The 20,855-nt window shown below is 73.6% G+C and carries 11 protein-coding genes; 9 read left to right on the top strand and 2 right to left on the bottom strand.

Annotated features, from left to right (window positions below):
- Nucleotides 1–75: 75 nt before the first annotated feature.
- Nucleotides 76–1,311, bottom strand: coding sequence for a L,D-transpeptidase (locus tag ADK41_RS35960; RefSeq protein ID WP_030828626.1), 1,236 nt, complete (start codon nt 1,309–1,311; stop codon nt 76–78).
- Nucleotides 1,312–1,497: 186 nt separating this feature from the next.
- Here ADK41_RS35960 and glgX point away from each other — a divergent pair, with 186 nt between their 5' ends.
- The 8 genes from glgX to ADK41_RS35920 all read left to right on the top strand — a co-directional run bounded on the left by glgX (nt 1,498) and on the right by ADK41_RS35920 (nt 16,221).
- The gene (gene glgX, locus ADK41_RS35955; protein WP_030828623.1) at nt 1,498–3,759 is read left to right on the top strand and encodes a glycogen debranching protein GlgX; all 2,262 of its coding nucleotides are present in this window, start codon (nt 1,498–1,500) and stop codon (nt 3,757–3,759) included.
- A gap of 148 nt (nt 3,760–3,907) precedes the next feature.
- Entirely contained in the window at nt 3,908–5,827 is a 1,920-nt protein-coding gene (locus ADK41_RS35950) for an ABC transporter ATP-binding protein (protein ID WP_078662001.1), read from the top strand.
- Nucleotides 5,824–7,674, top strand: a complete 1,851-nt coding sequence (locus tag ADK41_RS35945) for an ABC transporter ATP-binding protein (RefSeq protein ID WP_030828617.1) — start codon at nt 5,824–5,826, stop codon at nt 7,672–7,674. Before ADK41_RS35950 ends, ADK41_RS35945 begins: the two co-directional genes overlap by 4 nt.
- 29 nt (nt 7,675–7,703) lie before the next feature.
- Nucleotides 7,704–9,425, top strand: a complete 1,722-nt coding sequence (locus ADK41_RS35940; protein WP_030828614.1) for an ABC transporter transmembrane domain-containing protein — start codon at nt 7,704–7,706, stop codon at nt 9,423–9,425.
- Entirely contained in the window at nt 9,422–11,218 is a 1,797-nt protein-coding gene (locus ADK41_RS35935; protein WP_030828612.1) for an ABC transporter ATP-binding protein, read from the top strand. The genes ADK41_RS35940 and ADK41_RS35935 overlap by 4 nt, the downstream gene beginning before the upstream one ends.
- Before the next feature lie 378 nt (nt 11,219–11,596).
- A complete protein-coding gene (locus ADK41_RS35930) occupies nt 11,597–13,636 on the top strand; it encodes a M4 family metallopeptidase (protein WP_030828610.1) in 2,040 nt (679 codons plus the stop codon).
- A 286-nt stretch (nt 13,637–13,922) separates the two neighbouring features.
- A complete protein-coding gene (locus tag ADK41_RS35925; protein ID WP_030828607.1) occupies nt 13,923–15,578 on the top strand; it encodes a M4 family metallopeptidase in 1,656 nt (551 codons plus the stop codon).
- Nucleotides 15,579–15,699: 121 nt separating this feature from the next.
- Nucleotides 15,700–16,221 (top strand): DUF1990 family protein, encoded by a 522-nt coding sequence (locus ADK41_RS35920; RefSeq protein WP_030828604.1) that lies wholly within the window; start codon nt 15,700–15,702, stop codon nt 16,219–16,221.
- A gap of 331 nt (nt 16,222–16,552) precedes the next feature.
- On the opposite strand, the gene ADK41_RS35915 is transcribed toward ADK41_RS35920, so the two are convergent.
- Complete coding sequence (locus ADK41_RS35915; RefSeq protein ID WP_030828601.1) at nt 16,553–19,171, bottom strand: glycosyltransferase family 1 protein; 2,619 nt, start codon at nt 19,169–19,171, stop codon at nt 16,553–16,555.
- A 981-nt stretch (nt 19,172–20,152) separates the two neighbouring features.
- Here ADK41_RS35915 and ADK41_RS35910 point away from each other — a divergent pair.
- Nucleotides 20,153–20,855, top strand: a 703-nt coding sequence (locus ADK41_RS35910; RefSeq protein ID WP_030828598.1) for a maltotransferase domain-containing protein, incomplete at its 3' end; no start/stop codon positions are given.

The raw sequence follows: 20,855 nt of genomic DNA, 5'->3' as shown, positions 1-20,855 counted from the left end.
AACCACAGGCCAGAGGGGTGCGGGGCGACGGGTTTGTCACCGTTCCGTTCCAAGTTCAACGGCCCGCCGGGGGAGTCACTTCACCGCGCCGCCCGCCTTCCACTTCTTCCAGTTCATGTTCCAGCCGCCGAGGCCGTTGTCGGGGGCGACCTTCTCGTCCTTGCTGTGGACGACCTCGACGACGTCGCCGACGAGGCTGCGGTCGAAGAACCAGCCCGCCGGGGTGTCCGCCCCGCCGCCCTTCACGTCACGCAGTCCGACGCAGCCGTGGCTGACGTTGGAGTCGCCGAAGACGCCGGCGTCGGCCCAGTAGTTGCCGTGCAGGAAGGTGCCGGAGCTGGTCAGACGGATGGCGTGCGGGACGTCGGGGATGTCGTACTCGCCCTTGCCGTCGTCGTCGGTGAAGCCGACCGTCGCGCCGTTCATGCGGGTGACCTCGAGCATCTCGGTGATCACCATCTTGCCGTTGTACGTGGGCGTCTTCCGCGCCCCGGCCGTGATCGGCACGGTGGCCAGCAGCTCTCCGTCCCTGCGCACCCGCATGGTGTGCGCGGCGGCGTCGACCACCGAGACCTGGCTGCGGCCGACGGTGAAGGCGAAGGTGCGGCGCTGGAGGCCGTAGACGCCCGGCGCTCCCTCGACGTCGCGCAGGTCCAGGTCGACGGTGACCTCGGTGCCGGGCTTCCAGTACTCCTCGGGGCGGAAGTCGAGGCGGGAGTCGCCGAACCAGTGCGGGCGGATCTCGACGGCCGGGCGGGCGGTGACGCGGACGGCGCGTTCGACGGCCGCGCGGTGGACGATCTTCCGGTTGAACTCCAGGGAGACGATCATGCCGGTGCCGACCGTGGAACGGTCCTCGGGCGCGACGTAGCCGATGAAGCGTTCCTCCGGGACGCGGGTGGTGAAGGTGGTGTGCCGGGCGGAGCGGCGGCCGTCGCCGTCCACGGCCACCGCGTCGACGGTGTACTTCGCGGCCGGCGCCAGCCGCGCGTCGTCGGGCTTCCAGGTCAGTCCGTCGCCGGAAATCCGCCCGGGGACGGGCGACTCCCGCGCGTCCTGCTCCGCGACGACCTTCACCGACTCCAGCCGCCCGTCCGGCACGCGCACCCGCAGCGCCGCGTCGGGGCGTACGTCCTTGCTGCCGTCGTCGGGCGACACGCGGATGACGTCCTCGGCGGCCGGGGGCCCGAACGCCCCGCCGACGGGGCCGTCCGCGGTGCAGCCGGCGGCTCCGGTCAGCAGTCCTGCCCATGTCACTACGGCGGCCAGCGCGGCCCTCGCGCGCCGTGCGCGCCCTTGTACGTACCTCACGCGGTACCCAACGACGGGCCTCCCTCCGGGAAACGACCATGCCGCCTCCCGGGGAAACGTGAGTGCGAGGCGCCCTCTGGGCAGAACCTTGGGAGGACGACGCGCCGGGGAGCCGCGGCCGAGCCGATGAACGGGCCGTGCACCCCTGTCCGCCGCCGTCCCCCACGAGCCGCGGGAGGCTGACAGGTGTCCAGCGCAGCCGAGCAGGAGGCGGTGGCCGCGGAGCGGGCCACCGGGGACGGGCGCCCGGCGGCCGTCGTGAACGGCGCGCGGTCCGCGCCGCCCGTGCCCACGGTGGCGGTGCGGCCGGGCCGGCCGACGCCGCTGGGCGCCCGGTTCCGGGTCGGCCCGGACGGGGTGGCGGGAACCAACTTCGCCCTGTGGGCGGGCGGGGCGGAGGGGGTCGAACTGTGCCTGTTCGACGAGCGGGGCGGGGAGAGCAGGGCCCGGCTCACCGAGCTGACGCACGGGATCTGGCACGGCTTCGTGCCGGGGGTGCTGCCCGGCCGACGCTACGGCTACCGGGTGCACGGCCGCTGGGACCCGTGGACCGGCGCCCGCTGGAACCCCGCGAAGCTGCTGCTCGATCCGTACGCCCGCGCGGTGGACGGGGACTTCCGGCTGCCGCCCGAGGTGTACGGGCACGTCCGCGACTGGCCGGAGCAGCACGTCGCGGACACCGTGCGCGACGACCGGGACTCCGCGCCGTACGTCCCCAAGGGCGTGGTCGTCCACGACGGCGGACCCGACGACGAATGGACGTACGACCGCCGGCCGAAGACGCCGTGGGCGGACTCGGTGATCTACGAACTGCACGTCAAGGGCTTCACGCGGCGGCACCCGGGCGTCCCCGAGGAGCTGCGCGGCACCTACGCCGGTCTCGCGCACCCCGCCGCGATCGAGCACCTGGTGCGGCTGGGCGTCACGGCGGTGGAGCTGCTGCCGGTGCACCAGTTCGCGCACGAGGACCACCTGCTGCGGCGGGGGCTGCGCAACCACTGGGGCTACAACTCCATCGGCTACTTCGCGCCGCACGCGGGGTACGCCGCGTCCGGGACGAGGGGGCAGCAGGTCGGCGAGTTCAAGCGGATGGTGCGCGCCCTGCACGCGGCCGGCGTCGAGGTGATCCTCGACGTGGTCTACAACCACACCGCGGAGGCGGGCGAGCTGGGCCCCACGCTCTCCCTGAAGGGCGTCGACAACCGCGGCTACTACCGCCTCCAGCCGGACGCCCGCCGGTACGCCGACTACACCGGCTGCGGCAACACCCTGCACGTCGTCCAGCCGCACGTCCTGCGCCTGATCACCGACTCCCTGCGCTACTGGGTGACGGAGATGGGCGTGGACGGCTTCCGCTTCGACCTGGCGGCGGCGCTGGCCCGCTCGATGCACGACGTCGACATGCTCTCCCCGTTCCTCGCGGTGATCGCGCAGGATCCGGTGCTGCGCCGGGTGAAGCTGATCGCCGAGCCGTGGGACGTGGGCTCCGGGGGCTACCAGGTGGGCGCGTTCCCGCCCCTGTGGACGGAGTGGAACGACCGCTACCGCGACACGGTGCGGGACTTCTGGCGGCACGCGCTGCCGGACGTGCGGGAGATGGGCTACCGGCTGTCCGGCTCCAGCGACCTGTACGCCTGGGGCGGGCGGCGGCCGTACGCCTCGGTCAACTTCGTCACCGCGCACGACGGTTTCACCCTGCGCGACCTGGTGTCGTACGGGCGCAAGCACAACGAGGCGAACGGCGAGGGCAACCGGGACGGCACGGACGACAACCGGTCCTGGAACTGCGGTGCGGAGGGGGAGACGGAGGACGAGGACGTACGGGCCCTGCGGCGGCGGCAGCTGCGGAACCTGCTGACCACGCTGCTGCTGTCGACGGGCGTGCCGATGCTGGTCGCGGGCGACGAGATGGGCCGCACCCAGCGCGGCAACAACAACGCCTACTGCCAGGACAACGAGATCGGCTGGGTGGACTGGGCGCTCGTGGACGACCCGGACTGGCGGCCCCTGCTGGAGCTGACCTCCCGGCTGATCGCCCTGCGCCACCGGCACCCGGTGCTGCGCCGCCGGGCCTTCTTCTCCGGCCGGGCGCACTCCGCGGACGGGCTGCGCGATCTGGCCTGGTTCACCCCGCGCGGCACGGAGATGACCGAGGACGACTGGTACGCGCCGGCCGCCACGCTCGGCATGTACCTCTCCGGGCGGGACATCCCGGGGCGCGACGAGGACGGGGCGCCGGTCCTCGACGACAGCTTCCTGGCCGTCCTGCACGCGGGGCACGAGCCGGTGGAGTTCGAGCTGCCGGGGCCGCCGTGGGCCAGGCGGTACGAGGTGGTCGTCGACACCGCGCGGGAGGAACAGGACCGGGCCCCGGCCGTGGAGCACCGCGGGGGGAAGCGGATCACGGTGCCGGGCCGGACGGTGCTGCTGCTGCGGGTGCGGGCCTGACCGCCCGTGCACGCGAACGGGTATCGGCCGATCGGTTGACGCGTGCGTACGGCTTTCCCGTAGGCGCAGGTCGTAGGACCGGCGGCGGAGAACGGTCCGGCCGAAACCCGGTGGGCAGGGTCAGCGGCGAACCGTAGGCTCGCTGCTGATGTCCACTACACCTTCTCCCCCGGAATCCCGCTCCACCGTGCGGACGCTGCTGCGGCTGTGGCCGTTCGTACGGCCCGTGCGGGCGCGGCTGTTCACCGCCGCGTTCATCGCGATCGTCGCCTCCTGCATCGGGCTGGTCATCCCGCTCGTCCTGAAGTGGATGGTGGACGGGCCGATCGCCGACCGGGACCCGGCGGGGGTGTGGCTCGGCGCGCTGTACCTGCTGCTGCTCGGACTGGCGGAGGCGCTGCTGTTCGGGCTCCGGCGGTGGCTGGTGGCGCGTCCGCTGTCGCACGTCGAGGCGGAGATGCGGGCGGCTCTGTACCGGCACCTGCAGCGGCTGCCGGTCGCGTTCCACGACCGGTGGCCGTCGGGGCAGTTGCTGTCGCGGGCCACGACGGATCTGATGCTGCTGCGTATGTTCCTGGCCTTCCCGCTGACGTTTTTGCTGGTCAACGGGGTGACGATCCTTGTCGGCGTGATCATCATGCTGGTCCAGGACTGGACGCTGGGGCTGGTGATCCTGGTCCCGGCCGTGCCGGTGCTGGTCACGTGCGTGGTGTTCGAGAAGCGGTACTCCGGGGCGGCGCGGCTGGCGCAGGACCAGGTGGGCGACCTGACGACGGTGGTCGAGGAGAGTGTGCTCGGCATCCGGATCGTCAAGGGGTTCGGGCGGCACCGCAGTCAGGCGCGGGCGTTCCGGGAGCTGTCGGGGAAGTTGCGGGGGACGGAGCTGCACAAGGCCCGGCTGCTGGCGACGATCCTGGGCGTCATCGTGACGCTTCCCGAACTGGCGATCGGGGCGGCGCTGGTGCTGGGGGCCGTGCGGGTGGCGGACGGGTCGCTGTCCGCGGGGACGCTGGTGGCGTTCCTGTCGACCGCGCTGGCGCTGCGCTGGCCGGTGGACTCGATCGGCTTCCTGCTGGCGATGAGCCAGGAGGCGGCGACGGCCACGGAACGGTACTTCGAGGTGATGGACGCCGAGCCCGAGTCCCCCGCAGCCGCGGGCAGTCGTGCCGCTGGGACGACACAGGCGGGCGCGGCGGCACCGGACTCCCCCGCAGCCGCGGGCAGTCGTGCCGCTGGGGCGGCACGGGTGGGCGCGGCGGCACCTCGCAGCGCCGAGCGGCGCATCCACCCCCCGGCCGACACCAGCACCAGCACCACCGAAGGCCTACGGTTCGAGAACGTCAGCTTCCGCTACCCCGACGCCCCCTCCGACTCCCCGCCCGTCCTCGACCGCGTCGACCTCCACATCCGCCCCGGCGAGTCCCTCGCCCTCGTCGGCGCCACCGGCAGCGGCAAGACCACCCTCACCGCCCTCGTGCCGCGCCTCCACGAGGTGACCTCCGGCCGGATCACCCTCGACGGGACGGACATCACCGAGATGTCCCGCGAGGAGCTGCGGTCCCGCGTCGCCGTCGCCTTCGAGGAACCCACCCTCTTCTCCGCCAGCGTCGGCGAGAACGTGCTGATGGGCGGCGGAAGCGGCGCGGCGGACCTGGAGCGCGCCCTCGCCGTCGCCCAGGCCGACTTCGCGCACGCGCTGCCGCGGGGCGTGGACACCCAGGTCGGCGAGCAGGGGCTCAGCCTCTCCGGCGGTCAGCGGCAGCGGCTCGCGCTGGCCAGGGCCGTCGTCGGGCGCCCCGACTTCCTGGTCCTCGACGACCCGCTGTCCGCGCTCGACGTGCACACGGAGGCCGCCGTCGAGGCGGCCCTGCGCCGGGTGCTCGCGGACACCACCGCCCTCATCGTGGCCCACCGCCCCTCCACGGTCCTGCTCGCCGACCGCGTCGCCCTGCTCTCCGGCGGCCGGATCACCGCGGTCGGCACCCACCACGAACTGCTGCGCGACAACCCCGAGTACGCACACCTCATGTCCGGCGCCCCCGCGGGGGAACAGGAGGACGAGCGATGACGGCGGCCACCACCGCACCCGTCCGGGACCAGGACGACGACCGGACCCCGCCGTCCGGCGACCCCTTCGACCAGGACCGGCTGCCCACTCCCCCGGGCGCCACCGGCGTACTGCTGCGTTCCCTGCTGTCGCCCCTGCGCGGCAGGGTGCTCGTCACCGCGCTGTTGCTGCTGCTCCAGCAGGCCGCCGTGCAGGCCGGGCCGCTGCTGGTGGCGTACGCCATCGACCGGGCCGTGCCCGCGTTCCGCGACGACGACAACGGGCCGCTGATCGCGGTGGCGGTGGGCTACCTGCTGTGCGCGGGGGCGGCCGGAGCGCTGCAGTACGGCTTCGTCACCGCCTCCGCCCGGGTCAGCCAGGACGTGCTGCTCGATCTGCGCGGCCGCATCTTCCGGCACGCGCAGGCGCTCAGCGTCGACTTCCACGAGCGCTACACCTCGGGCCGCCTCATCTCCCGCTCCACCACCGACGTCGAGTCCCTGCGGGAGCTGCTGGAGGAGGGTCTGCAGGAGCTGGTCATGGTCATCCTCTCCGCCGTCTACATCTCGGCGCTGCTGCTCTGGCTGGACCTCGGGCTCGGCGCCGTCGCGGTGGCGTCCTTCGTGCCGCTGTACCTGCTCGTGCGGTCGTACCAGCGGCGGGCCGGGCGGGTGTACCGGAAGCGGTCGACGGCCATCGCGGCGGTGATCGTGAAGTTCGTCGAGACGATGAACGGCATCCGGCCGGTGCGCGCCTTCCGCCGGGAGGCCGCCAACGACGCCGACTTCGCGGTGCTGAACCGGCGGCACGAGCGGACCAACGGCGACGCGCTCCTTGAGATGGCCCGTTACGTCGTCGGCTCCCGGGTCACCGCCAACACCACCGTCGCGCTGATCGTGCTGTGGGGCGCCTACCGCGTGGCGGAGGGGTCGCTGGAGCTGGGCGTGCTGGCGGCGGCGGTGCTGTACCTGCGCCGGCTGTACGACCCGATCGACCGGCTCGGCATGTTCCTGAACTCCTACCAGTCGGCGGCGGCCTCGCTGGAGAAGATCGCCGGGCTGCTGGCGCAGACCCCGTCCGTGCCCGAGCCGTCGGCGCCCCGGGAGCTGCCGGCCCGGCGCACCGGGCTCCCCGGCCGCGAGGTCGTCTTCGACGACGTCCGGTTCGCGTACCGCACCGGCGGCGAGGTGCTGCCCCGCTTCGGCCTCACCCTCCCGGCCGGGCAGACCGTCGCGGTCGTCGGCTCCACCGGCGCGGGCAAGTCGACCCTGGCGAAGCTGCTCGCCCGCTTCTACGACCCCACCGACGGCCGGGTGCTGCTGGACGGGGTGGACCTGCGCGACCTCGCGGGACGCGCTCTGCGGCGGGAGGTGGTGATGGTGACGCAGGAGGCGTTCCTGTTCTCCGGCACGGTCGCCGAGAACATCTCGATCGGCCGGCCGGACGCCACCCGTGAGGAGATCGAGCAGGCGGCGAAGGAGATCGGCGCGCACGACTTCATCGCCGCCCTGCCCGACGGCTACGACACCGACGTGCGCAAGCGGGGCGGCCGCATCTCGGCCGGCCAGCGCCAACTGGTCTCCTTCGCACGGGCGTTGCTGGCGGATCCGGCGGTCCTCATCCTGGACGAGGCGACCAGCTCGCTGGACGTCCCCGGTGAGCGGGCGGTGCAGCGGGCGATGGCGACGGTGCTGAAGGGACGTACGGCGGTGGTGATCGCGCACCGGCTGTCGACGGTGGAGATCGCGGACCGGGTGCTGGTGATGGAGCACGGACGGATCGTGGAGGACGGCAGCCCGGCCGAACTCATCGCCGGGACGGGCAGGTTCGCCGACCTGCACCGGGCCTGGCGGGACAGTCTGGCGTAACCGCGACGGCGTACAGGGGGGAACGAGCGGTGATCGACGCGTACGAGGACCCCGGCACGCCCGACCGGCGGGGCGGGGCCCGGTATCTGTGGTGGCTGGTGCTGCGGCAGCCGGGGCGGTGTGCGGCGGGGGCGGTGTTCGGCAGTGTGTGGATGGTGCTGCTGGCGGCGACGCCGTATCTGATGTCCCGGGCGGTGGACGACGGGCTGGAGCCGGGGGACATGGGCGCGCTGGCGCTGTGGACCGGTGCCCTGTTCCTGGTGAGCGGGTTCAACTCCTGGCTGAGCACGATGCGGCACCGCACGATGACGCGGGTGCGGATGGACGCCAACTTCCGCACCGTGAAAGTGGTCGTCGGGCAGACGGTGCGGCTGGGCGCCTCGCTGGAGCGGCGGGCCGGGGCCGGGGAGGTCGTCACCATCGGGGTGGGCGACGTGCAGACGATCGCCGGGGCGCTGACGGTCGTCGGGCCCGGGGTGGGCGCGGTCGTGGCGTATGCGGTGGTGGCCGGACTGCTGCTGGCGGTCTCGCCGCTGCTGGCGGTGGTGGTGCTGCTGGGGGTGCCGGTGATCGGCCTCGTCGTGGGGCCGCTGGTGGGGCGGTTGCAGGGCGCGGAGACGGAGTACCGGGAGCGGCAGGGCGTGCTGACCGCGCGGATCGGGGACCTGGCGGGCGGGCTGCGGGTGTTGAGCGGGCTGGGCGGGAAGAACCTGGTCGCCGACGCGTTCCGCCGGGACTCGGGGCGGCTGCGGGAACAGGGCTACCGGGTCGGTGCGGTGACCAGCTGGATGGAGGCGCTGGCCGCCGGACTGCCGACGCTGTTCCTCGCGGGGGTGACCTGGATCGCGGCGCGGCAGGCCGCGCAGGGGCACATCAGCGTGGGCGAGCTGGTGTCGGTGTACGGCTACGTCGCCACCCTGGTGTGGCCGGTGATGTTCCTCATCGAGTGCGGTCACCAGCTGAGCCGGGGTGTGGTGGCCGCCCGGCGGGTGACGGCGCTGCTGCGGCTCGAGCCGCCGGCCGACGCCGCCACCGCCGATCCGCCGGCCGAGCCGTCCGTGCTGGAGGACCCGGAGTCGGGGGTGCGGGTGCTGCCGGGCCGGCTGACCGCGCTCGCCGCCGCGCGTCCCGCCGACGCGCTCGCCGTGGTGGACCGCCTCGGCCGGTACGCGCCGTCGGCTGTCACCTGGGGCGGAGTCCGGCTGGACGAGATCGCGCTCGCGCGGGTGCGGGAGCGGATCCTGGTCGCCGACCCCGAGGCCGATCTGTTCGCCGGTCCGCTGCGGGAGGTGGTGGCCGGGCGCGGTGACCCGTCCGACGAGGACGTGCTGCGGGCGCTGCGCGCGGCCGCCGCCGCCGACGTCGTGCAGGGTTTGCCCGACGGGCTGGACTCGGTCGTGTCCGCCCGGGGCCGCAGCCTCTCCGGCGGTCAGCGGCAGCGCGTCCGGCTGGCGCGAGCGCTGCTGGCCGACCCGGAGGTGCTGCTGGCGGTGGAGCCCACCTCGGCGCTCGACGCGCACACCGAGGCCATGGTCGCCGACCGGCTGCGCGCCGCCCGCGAGGGACGTACGACGCTGCTGGCCACCACCTCGCCGCTGGTACTGGACCGGGCCGACCGGGTGCTCTTCCTGGCCGACGGGAAGGTGGTGGCGAGCGGCGGCCACCGGGAACTGCTCGACGGCGAGCCCGGTTACCGGGAGCTGGTGGCCAGGGACGCCGCCCGGAGCGCCACCGAGGAGGTCGTGGGATGAACGGGGAACGACTCCCCCTCGCCGGGCCCGCCGAGGTGCGCCGGGCGTCGGCGGAACTGGTGCGGGCGGACGGGCGGGCCTTCGCCGGCGTCCTGGTCCTGAACGCGCTGGCGGCCCTGGCGGGGCTGGCCGGGCCCTGGCTGCTGGGGCGGATCGTCGACGAGGTGCGCGAGGGGGGCGGGGTGGCGGTGGTGGACCGGCTGGCGCCGGTGATCCTGCTGTGCGCGGTCACGCAGTTGCTGCTGTCCCGCTGGGCCCGGTACGTGGGGCACCGCTTCGGGGAGCGGACGCTGGCGCGGGTGCGGGAACGCTTCGTGGAGCGGGTCCTGGCGCTGCCGTCGTCGGTGGTGGAGCGGGCGGGCACCGGTGATCTGACGGCGCGGGGGACGGCCGATGTGACCGCCGTCGGCACGACCCTGCGCGATGCCGGGCCCTCGCTGCTGGTCAACGGGGTGCAGTCGCTGTTCGTGATGGCGGCGGTCGTCGTGGTGGATCCGCTCCTCGGCGCCCTCGGGCTGCTGTGTCTCACACCGATCTGGCTCGCGGTGCGCTGGTACCTGCGCCGGGCCCGGGACGCCTACCTCACCGAGGGCGCGGCGAACTCGGACGTGGCGGAGATCATCGCGTCGACGGCGGCGGGGGCCCGCACGGTGGAGGCGTTCCGGCTCCAGGAGCGGCGGATCCGGGCGAGCCGGGAGGCGCTGGAGACCTCCCGCCGCACCCGGTTCCGCACGCTGTTCCTGCGCTCGGTGTTCTTCCCGGTGGTCGAGGTGTCGTACGCCGTGCCGGTGGCCGGGGTGCTGCTGATCGGCGGGGTGCTGCACGAGCGGGGCGCGGTGAGCCTCGGCGCGGTGGTGAGCGTCTCCCTGTATCTGCTGCAGTTGAGCGGTCCGCTGGACGAGGTGCTGATGCGGCTGGAGCAGTTGCAGAGCAGCGGCGCCTCCTTCGCCCGGGTGGAGGGAGTGGCCCGGGCTCCGCGCGCGGCCCGGCGGGGCGACGGTGCGGATCCGGCCGGTGACCGCATCGACGTGACCGGGGCGCGCTACGCCTACGACGGAGGCGTCGAGGTGTTGCGCGGGGTCGATCTGACGGTGACGCCGGGCGAGCGGCTGGCGGTGGTGGGGCCGTCCGGTGCGGGCAAGACCACGCTGAGCCGGCTGCTCGCGGGCGTGGACGCGCCGACCGCGGGGAGCGTGACCGTGGGCGGGGTGCCGGTGGCGGGTCTGGACCCGGAGCGGCTGCGCCGGCAGGTCGTCCTGGTCACCCAGGAGCACCACGTGTTCCTCGGGTCGGTCCGCGACAATCTACGCATCGCCGAACCGGACGCCGGGGACGAGGAGTTGTGGGCGGCGCTGGCCGTGGTCGGCGCCGAGGCGTGGGTGCGGGAGCTGCCGGAGGGCCTGGACACGGAGCTGGGCGAGGGCGGTCGCACCACCGACGGTCCACAGGCGCAGCAGCTCGCGCTGGCGCGGGTGGTGCTGGCCGATCCGCACACGCTGGTCCTCGACGAGGCCACCGCCCTGCTCGACCCGGCCACCGCCCGGCACACCGAGCGCGCGCTGGCGGCCGTCCTGGAGGGCCGTACGGTCATCGCCGTCGCGCACCGGCTGCACACCGCGCACGACGCCGACCGCGTGGCCGTCATGGAGAACGGCCGCCTGACCGAACTCGGCGCGCACGGAGCCCTGGTGGCGGCCGGCGGGGCGTACGCGGCGCTGTGGCGCTCCTGGCACGGGGACCGGCCGTCCGGCACGACCGGCCCGTCCGGGGGCGCCCCCTCCGGGGGAGCCTGAGGACGAGGCCCGTCCAGGGCCGAAGGGGGGCCAAGAGCACGGCCCTCGGGGACGGGAAGGGAAGGGGCGGCGGGGGCGGCATCCGAGGACCCGCACCCCTTCGCTCCGTCACGGCCACGGCAGCCTCCTCAACTGTTCGTATACCGAACGCGAACTCCCGGACAACGAACGGTTTCCGGCCAAAGTTCTGACGCGCTCCTGACAGGAACCGCGCTCCCCTGCCACTCTTCCCACGGCCGCTCCACAGCAACCTCACAGCGTCATCGCAGCGTTGTCCGGCGGTCACGGCTCACAGCACTTCCGTTCTGCCCGGGCGGCCCACCCGCCGTCCGGTCTCCCCAGGCCGCGCGACCCGCGGCCGCGCAGAAGGAGTCAGCGTTGAGAAGCAGGTCCCACAGACGCACCCCCCACGCCACGCACCGCCGTGCCGCCGCCGTCGCCCTCGCCGGGGTGGCCGCGCTGATCGCCACGGCCGTGCAGTCGGGCACCGCGACCGCCGCCCCGGAGCGGACGCCGGCGGCGGCGAGCAAGGCGAAGCCGGGTTCGGAGTCGGTCAGGCTCACCCCCGCCCAGCGCGCCGAGCTGATCCGCGAGGCGAACGCCACCAAGGCGCGGACCGCGAAGGACCTCGGCCTGGGCGCGAAGGAGAAGCTCGTCGTCCGTGACGTCCTCAAGGACCGCGACGGCACCGTGCACGTCCGCTACGAGCGCACCTACGACGGTCTGCCCGTGCTCGGCGGCGACCTGGTCGTCCAGGGCGACACGGCCGGCGCGGCCGACTCCGTCGTCAAGGCCACCAGGGCCGCGGTGAAGCCCGCGACCACCACCGCCGAGGTGCCGGCCGCGAAGGCCGAGCAGCAGGCGCTGTCCGCCGCGAAGGCCGAGAAGGCCGAGGGCGCCGACGTCGACCGGGCCCCGCGCAAGGTGATCTGGGCCGCCGAGGGCGAGCCGGTCGTGGCGTACGAGACGGTCGTCGGCGGTCTCCAGCACGACGGCACCCCGCAGGAGCTGCACGTCGTCACCGACGCCACCACGGGCGAGAAGCTGTACGAGTGGCAGGCCGTGCAGAACGGGACCGGCAACACCGTCTACAGCGGCACCGTCGACCTGACCACCACCCAGTCCGGGTCGTCGTACAACCTCACCGACGGGGCGCGCGGCGGGCACAAGACGTACAACCTCAACCGCGGCACCTCCGGCACCGGCACGCTCTTCTCCGGCTCCGACGACGTCTGGGGCAACGGCAGCCCGTCCAACGCGGAGTCGGCCGCCGCCGACGCCCACTACGGGGCCGCGCTGACCTGGGACTACTACAAGAACGTGCACGGCCGCAGCGGCATCCGCGGCGACGGCGTGGGCGCCTACTCCCGGGTCCACTACGGCAACAACTACGTCAACGCCTTCTGGTCCGACAGCTGCTTCTGCATGACCTACGGCGACGGCTCCGGCAACGCCAACCCGCTCACCGCGATCGACGTGGCCGCGCACGAGATGACCCACGGTCTGACCTCGAACACCGCGGGCCTCAACTACAGCGGCGAGTCCGGCGGCCTGAACGAGGCGACCAGCGACATCTTCGGCTCGACCGTCGAGTTCTACGCCAACAACTCCTCCGACGTCGGTGACTACCTCATCGGCGAGGAGATCGACATCAACGGCGACGGCACCCCGCTGCGCTACATGGACAAGCCGAGCAAGGACGGCGCGTCCAAGGACAGCTGGTACTCCGGCATCGGCAGCGTCGACGTGCACTACTCGTCCGGCCCCGCCAACCACTTCTTCTACCTGCTGAGCGAGGGCAGCGGCACCAAGACCATCAACGGTGTCACCTACAACTCGCCCACCTCGGACGGCCTCCCGGTCACCGGCATCGGCCGCGCCAAGGCGGAGAAGATCTGGTTCCGCGCGCTGACCACCAAGTTCACCTCCACCACCAACTACGCGGGCGCCCGCACCGGCACCCTGGCGGCGACCGGTGAGCTGTACGGCACGGACGGCGCCGAGTACAAGGCGGTGCAGGACGCGTGGGCGGCCATCAACGTCGGCTCGCGCTCCGGTGACGGCGGCGGCGGTACGTCCTTCGAGAACACCGCCGACGTGTCGATCCCGGACGCCGGCTCCGCGGTGACCTCCTCGATCACCGTCTCCGGACGGACCGGCAACGCGCCGTCCAACCTCCAGGTCTCGGTCGACATCGTGCACACCTACAGCGGTGACCTGGTCGTCGACCTGCTGGCCCCGGACGGCACGGTGTACAACCTGCGCAACCGCAGCGGCGGCTCCGCGGACAACATCAACCAGACCTTCACGGTCAACGCCTCCTCCGAGGCCGCCAACGGCACCTGGCAGCTGCGCGTACAGGACCGGGCGCGGTACGACACCGGCTACATCAACGGCTGGAAGCTCACCTTCCCGTAAAGAGCCGTGGTCAGAGCGTCGCCCCGGGTGGTCAGGCACCCCCGGGGCGACGTCCCTTTTTTGCCGAGCCCATGCACTCCCCTGGTTGGACCTTTACCGAGGTCAGGCCGTTTTACCCGCACGCAATGTTCACCTCGACGACTGTTTTCGGCCAACATCATTCGACCCTCATGACATGTACGCGTCGTTGATGTCACTCTTCCTTCGCTCGACGCACCACCGCACCACCGCACCACCCCGGCCGGCCCCCAACCGCCCGGGCCCCCACTTGACACAAGGAGCTCGAGTGACTCCCCTCTACGCGCGTCACCAGCGCACCGCTCTGGCCGTCGCCACCACCGTCGTGGCCGGAGCCCTGCTCACCACCGGTCTGACCACCGGTACCGCAGCCGCCGACTCCGCGCCCGCCGGCAAGCCGGCCCCGGCCGGCGCCCCGGTGCCGCTGTCCGCCGCCGCCCGCACCTCCCTCATCCAGGAGCAGCAGGCGTCGGCCACCGGGACCGCCGACGAGATAGGCCTCGGCGCCAAGGAGAAGCTGGTCGTCAAGGACGTCGTGAAGGACGCCGACGGCACCGTCCACACCCGCTACGAGCGCACCTACGACGGGCTGCCCGTGCTCGGCGGCGACCTGGTCGTGCACGAGCCGGCCGCCGGCGGCGCCAGAACCGTGACCAAGGCCGTCGAGGCAGCCGTCAAGGTGTCCTCCGTGACGCCGAAGATCGCCGCGGGCAAGGCCGAGAAGCAGGCGGTGGCCGCCGCGGAGGCGGCCGGGTCGGAGAGGACGGAGGCCGACTCCGCGCCCCGCACGGTGGTCTGGGCCGCCGGCGGCACGCCCGTCCTGGCCTACGAGACCGTGGTCGGCGGCCTGCAGGACGACGGCACCCCCAACGAGCTGCACGTGATCACCGATGCCGCCACCGGTGAGAAGCTGCACGAGTGGCAGGGCGTCCACACCGGCACCGGCAAGGGCCTGTACTCGGGCACGGTCACCCTGGGCACCTACAAGTCGGGCTCGACGTACCAGCTGTACGACACCGGCCGCGGCGGCCACAAGACCTACAACCTGGCGCGCGGCACCTCCGGCACCGGCACCCTGTTCACCGACGCGGACGACACGTGGGGCACCGGCACCGCCTCCAGCTCCTCCACCGACCAGACCGCGGCCGTGGACGCCGCCTACGGCGCCCAGGTGACCTGGGACTTCTACAAGAACACCTTCGGCCGCAACGGCATCAAGAACAACGGCGCGGCGGCCTACTCCCGGGTCCACTACGGCAGCTCCTACGTCAACGCCTTCTGGTCCGACGGCTGCTTCTGCATGACCTACGGCGACGGCTCCGGCAACACCCACCCGCTGACCTCGCTGGACGTGGCCGGCCACGAGATGAGCCACGGCGTCACCTCCAACACCGCGGGCCTCAACTACAGCGGCGAGTCCGGCGGCCTGAACGAGGCGACCAGCGACATCTTCGGCACGGGCGCGGAGTTCTACGCGGCCAACTCCGCCGACACCGGTGACTACCTCATCGGCGAGAAGATCAACATCAACGGCAACGGCACCCCGCTGCGCTACATGGACAAGCCGAGCAAGGACGGCGCCTCGAAGGACTACTGGTCCTCCGGCCTCGGTTCGGTCGACGTGCACTACTCCTCGGGCCCCGCGAACCACTTCTTCTACCTGCTGGCCGAGGGCAGCGGCTCCAAGACCATCAACGGCGTGGCCTACAACTCGCCGACGTACAACGGCTCCACCGTCACCGGCATCGGCCGCGCCAAGGCGCTGCAGATCTGGTACAAGGCGCTGACCACGTACTTCACGTCGACGACCAACTACAAGGCGGCCCGTACGGGCACCCTGAACGCGGCGTCGGCCCTGTACGGCTCCACCAGCACCGAGTACAAGGCGGTCGCGGCGGCCTGGACCGCGATCAACGTCAGCTGATCCCGTCCCCCTCGCCCACCGGGCGGCGCCCGGAGCGTTCCTCCCGCTCCGGGCGCCGCCCCGGCCGCGTCCCCGGGGGCTTCGGCCCCCTGGTCCCGGGTCCCCTCTACTCTTGGGTCCCATGTCTTCGGCGGACTTCACCTACGACCACGTCGGCGGGACCCGTGAGCGGGGCTTCTGTCCTCCCGGCTTCCACCCGATGCACGTGCGCACACGACTCGGTGAGGGCGAGGACGTCTTCCGGCAGGCCGCCCGGGCGCTGCTCACCTGGGAGCTGCACCGCGAGCTGGGGGTCGGCGTCGAGACCGCCGCCGACCGCGCGGCCCCGGACGTCGACGTCACCATCACCCTCGCCGGGGTGGTGAAGGCGCCCTGCCGTGTGGTGTGGACGGTGGAGGAGCACCGCAGGGCCGGCTGGGCGTACGGGACCCTGGACGGGCACCCCGAGTGCGGCGAGGAGTCGTTCGTCGTGGACCGCACCGGCGACGGGACGGTGTGGCTGACGGTGGAGGCGTTCAGCAGGCCGGCCCGCTGGTACTCCCGCGCGGGCGGCCCGGCCACCCGCGCGATGCAGCACGCGTACGCCCGCCGCTGCGGCAAGGTCCTCCGCCGCCTGGCCACGAGCGGCATCGAACAGGACTGACGTCCTCCATACCAACGCCCTGGCCTGCGGGCAGTCGTGCCTCCCCCAGTGCCTCAAGGGCCTGGGAGGTGCCCCCAGGGCGATGGGGGTCCCCCCGCCCGAGCGCAGCCGAGGGTGGGCGCTGGGGGTCCCCCTCTGGGGGAGGCACCTCCAGCGGGCCTCGCCACCACCCCGCCGCCGCCTCAGCAGGCCGCGCCCCGGTCGGTCGCCCCCGCCGCCCCTTCCCTTCCCGTCCCCCGGGGGCGCTGCCCCCGGGCCCTCGCTCCTCAAACGCCGGAGGGGCTGGGTTCAGCCGGGCGGGCCGAGTCCAGCCGGACGGGCCGCCACCACCTCACCTCATCAATAAGCCCGCCGCCTCCACCACGTCCTCCGACGGCACCGCGACCAGCCCCATCTCCGCCCCGGACGCCAGCAGCCGGTGCCCGGGCAGGATCCGCACCGTGTACCCGAAGGGCCCCGTCCGGTCCAGGGCCAGCGGCCCCTCGTACACCCACCGTCCCTCCGGATCCGGCGCCCCCACCGGCTTCAGCGGCACCGCCGTCGCGTCGGCGATCCGGTCCTCCCCGTCCACCCGCCCGGACACCGCCTGCACCTCGACGTCCTCCGGTTTCAGACCGCCCAGCCCCACCCGCACCCGCAGCCCGAGCGTGCTGCCGAGTTCCGCGGTGGCCCCCGTCACGGACGTCTCGACGTGGTCGACGGTCACACCGTGCCACGCCGCGCGCACCCGCGCCTTCCACTCGGCGAGGGAACGCGCGGCGTCCGGGTCCATCGCACGGTGCGCGTGCGCGGCCGGCGCGTACAGCCGCTCCACGTACTCCCGGACCATCCGCCCGGCCAGCACCTTCGGCCCGAGCAGGCCCAGCGTCCGCCGCACCATCTCGATCCACCGGTCCGGCAGCCCATCGCGCCCCCGGTCGTAGAAGCACGGGGTGATCCGCTGCTCCAGCAGGTCGTACAGCGCCGCGGCCTCTATGGCGTCGCGCCGGTCCGGGTCGGTCCCCACGCCGTCCGCCGTGGGGACGGCCCAGCCGAAGTCGGGCTGGAACCACTCGTCCCACCAGCCGTCGAGGACGGACAGGTTGAGGCAGCCGTTGAGCGCGGCCTTCATCCCGCTGGTGCCGCACGCCTCCAGCGGCCTGAGCGGGTTGTTCAGCCAGATGTCGCAGCCGGGGTAGAGCTTCTGCGCCATCGCCATGCCGTAGTCGGGCAGGAACACGATCCGGTGCCGTACGCGCGGGTCGTCGGCGAACCGGACCAGCTCCTGGATGAGCCGCTTGCCGCCGTCGTCCGCCGGGTGCGCCTTGCCCGCGACCACGATCTGCACCGGCCGCTCGGGGTGCAGCAGCAGGTCCGTCAGCCGCTCCCGGTCGCGCAGCATCAGCGTCAGCCGCTTGTACGACGGGACGCGCCGGGCGAAGCCGATGGTCAGCACGTCCGGGTCGAGCACCCCGTCGATCCAGCCCAGCTCGGCCGTGCCGGCGCCGCGCTGCCGCCAGGAGGCGCGCAGCCGCTCGCGCACCTCCAGCACCAGCAGTTCGCGCAGGGAGCGGCGCAGCTCCCAGATGTCCTGGTCGGCGATGTCCGCGACGGAGTCCCAACGGTCGGAGTCGCCGACGCTCAGCGCCTCCTCGGTGCGCTGGGCGCCGATCTGCCGGGCGCCGAGCCGGAACACCTCGGGGGCGACCCAGGTGGGCGCGTGCACCCCGTTGGTGACGGAGGTGATGGGCACCTCCTCCGGGTCGAAGCCCGGCCAGAGCCCGGCGAACATCTCACGGCTGACGTGGCCGTGCAGCAGGGAGACGCCGTTGGCGCGCTGGGCCAGGCGCAGGCCCATGACGGCCATGTTGAACAGGCCGGGCTCGCCGCCGGGATAGCTCTCCCTGCCCAGCCGGAGGATGCGGTCGACCTCCATGTCCGGCAGTTCGGCGTGCGGGCCGAAGTGCCGGGCGACCAGTTCGCGGTCGAAGCGGTCGATGCCGGCCGGGACGGGGGTGTGCGTGGTGAACACGGTCCCCGCGCGCACCGCCTCGAGCGCCGTGTCGAAGTCCAGCCCCTCGGCGCGCAGTTCGGCGATGCGCTCCAGGCCGAGGAAGCCGGCGTGTCCCTCGTTGGTGTGGAACACCTCGGGTGCGGCATGCCCGGTCAGCTCGCAGTACGCGCGGACCGCGCGGACCCCTCCTATGCCGAGCAGCATCTCCTGGAGCAGCCGGTGCTCGCTGCCGCCGCCGTAGAGCCGGTCGGTCACCCCGCGTTCGCCGGGGTCGTTCTCCTCGACGTCGGAGTCCAGCAGGAGCAGCGGGATCCTGCCCACCCGGGCCAGCCAGATCCGGGCCCGCAGGCAGCGGTCGCCGGGCAGGGCGAGGGTGACCTGGACGGGGGTGCCGTCGGGCTGCTCGAGCTGGTCCAGGGGCAGCTCGTGGGGGTCGAGCACGGGGTAGTGCTCCTGCTGCCAGCCGTCCCGGGACAGGGACTGCCGGAAGTAGCCGTGCCGGTAGAGCAGGCCGACGCCGATGAGGGGGACGCCGAGGTCGCTGGCGGCCTTGAGGTGGTCGCCGGCGAGGATGCCGAGTCCCCCGGAGTACTGCGGCAGGGCGGCCGTGATGCCGAACTCCGGGGAGAAGTAGGCGACGGCGGCGGGCAGCCGGTCGGTCTGCGCCTGGTACCAGCGGTCGCCGGTCAGGTAGGCGTCCAGATCGCCGGCGACCGCGTCGAGGCGGTCCAGGAAGTCACGGTCGCCGGCCAGCTCGGCGAGCCGCTCGGGCGCCACGCCGCCGAGCAGCCGTACGGGGTCGCAGCCGGCGGCGGCCCAGCGCTCGGGGTCGACGGAGCGGAACAGGTCACGGGTCCCGGCGTGCCAGGACCAGCGCAGGTTGCGGGCCAGATCGCTCAGGGGCCGGAGGGGTTCGGGGAGCACGGGTCGGACGGTGAATCGACGGATCGCCTTCACAAGCCACCTCGGCGGGTTCGTGAGAGACGCGGTGTGCGTCCGGGCATCGTTGCCGACAGTACCGGCGCGGACACGCGTCGCGCGGGAAGCCGGGGGACACGGGTACCTCCGTACCCCCGGTCAAACGATTCACCTCGGGACGGGTGTGGCCGATTCCGCCCTCGTGGGCGTCCTGGACGGCGCCGGCCCGGGCACCACCGCCCGGATGACCGCCGGCGCCGGCCGGGTCACCCGGAACCCGAGGGGGCCCGCGGCCGCCGGCCTCGGCGGCTCCCCGCACGCGCGGCCGAACGCCGCCGTCCGCGCCTCCCTCGCCTCCCTCGCCTCCCTCGCCTCCGGTGTCACGTACCCGGTCGCCGCGGGCGACGGGGGCGGGCCTGCCGCGCTGTATTCGACGGCGGGTGGGAACGGGCCCTCCCGGTCGGCGCCACCGGCCGGCAGGACAAGAAACCGGCCTTTTCCCGCTCCGGTTCCGCCCTCGGTCCCTCCACCCCGGGCCCTCGGTCCGTACCGCGGGCGCCACCGCGCGGCCCACCCGCTCCGGTACCCCGATGACGTCCCCGCACGGAGCGGGCGCGGCGGCGCCGCACCTCGCCGAACACCGGCGGGCGACCCCGGCCCAGGTGGCGAACGCGCTGGTCACGGGCGCGGCGAGCGGGAAGGCGGCCGGGCGTGGGCTCGGCTCGCCGAACCGGCTGCCCCAGGTTCCGCCCGCGTGGCGGCGCCCCCGCGCGACACCCGGCGCCGACCGCCCGGAACGGCGTCGCGGCCGTGGGAGCGGGCCCACCGGCGACCGGCTCCGGCCCGCGCGGACGAGGCCGGTCTTGTGTGTCGACATACGCGTGAGTAGTTAACAAAGTGCCGGGTTGTCCACCCGAACAGTGTGGGAAGGCTCCTGCGGGTACTCCCTCGACAGCACCACGCAGGACCCACCTCCCCACAGTCATCCGCCCACCCACGTTGACGCGGACAGGAGCGGTCATGCCCGCCAAGCACCACTCGTCCTCCCCTCCGACACCAGGCGCCGCCCGGACCCCCGTGAAGCGCGGCGCCGGATCCTCTCCGGCCCGCCCGGCCGAGACCGGCCCCCCGCCGCCCTCCGTGACGCCCGGCCCCGCGACCGCCGTGGGGCGCATCCCCGTCCTCGACGTCCGGCCGATGGTCCTGCAGGGACGCCGGCCGGCCAAGGCCGTGGCCGGGGAGTCGTTCGAGATCTCGGCGACCGTGTTCCGCGAGGGGCACGACGCGGTCGCCGCCGACGTGGTGCTGAGGGACCCCGAGGGGCGTCCGGGGCCGTTCACGCCGATGCGGGAGCTCGCGCCCGGCACGGACAGGTGGGGGGCGACCGTCACCGCCGGGGAGCCGGGGCTGTGGACGTACGCCGTGGAGGCGTGGGGCGATCCGGTCACCACCTGGCGGCACCACGCGGGGATCAAGATCCCGGCGGGCATGGACACCGAGGTCGTCCTGGAGGAGGGCGCGCGGCTGCACGAGCGGGCGGCGGCCGGGGTGCCCGACTCCGGGTCCAGGGGCGTCCTGCTCGCCGCCGTGGACGCCCTGCGCGACGAGAGCCGCCCGGCCGCGTCCCGGCTGGCGGCGGCGTTGACGCCGGAGGTGGACGCGGTGCTGGCCGCGCATCCGCTGCGGGAGCCGGTCAGCGGCAGCGACCCGCTGCCGCTGCTGG

This window comes from Streptomyces caelestis (assembly GCF_001279005.1).
Lineage (GTDB): Bacteria > Actinomycetota > Actinomycetes > Streptomycetales > Streptomycetaceae > Streptomyces > Streptomyces heliomycini.
This window is presented reverse-complemented; position numbering and strand designations above follow the sequence as displayed.

Bases quoted from the DNA above. Each gene is read 5' to 3' on its own strand.
- ADK41_RS35950 (WP_078662001.1), top strand. From the start codon at position 3,908: ATGTCCACTACACCTTCTCCCCCGGAATCCCGCTCCACCGTGCGGACG.
- ADK41_RS35945 (WP_030828617.1), top strand. From the start codon at position 5,824: ATGACGGCGGCCACCACCGCACCCGTCCGGGACCAGGACGACGACCGG.
- ADK41_RS35935 (WP_030828612.1), top strand. From the start codon at position 9,422: ATGAACGGGGAACGACTCCCCCTCGCCGGGCCCGCCGAGGTGCGCCGG.
- ADK41_RS35920 (WP_030828604.1), top strand. From the start codon at position 15,700: ATGTCTTCGGCGGACTTCACCTACGACCACGTCGGCGGGACCCGTGAG.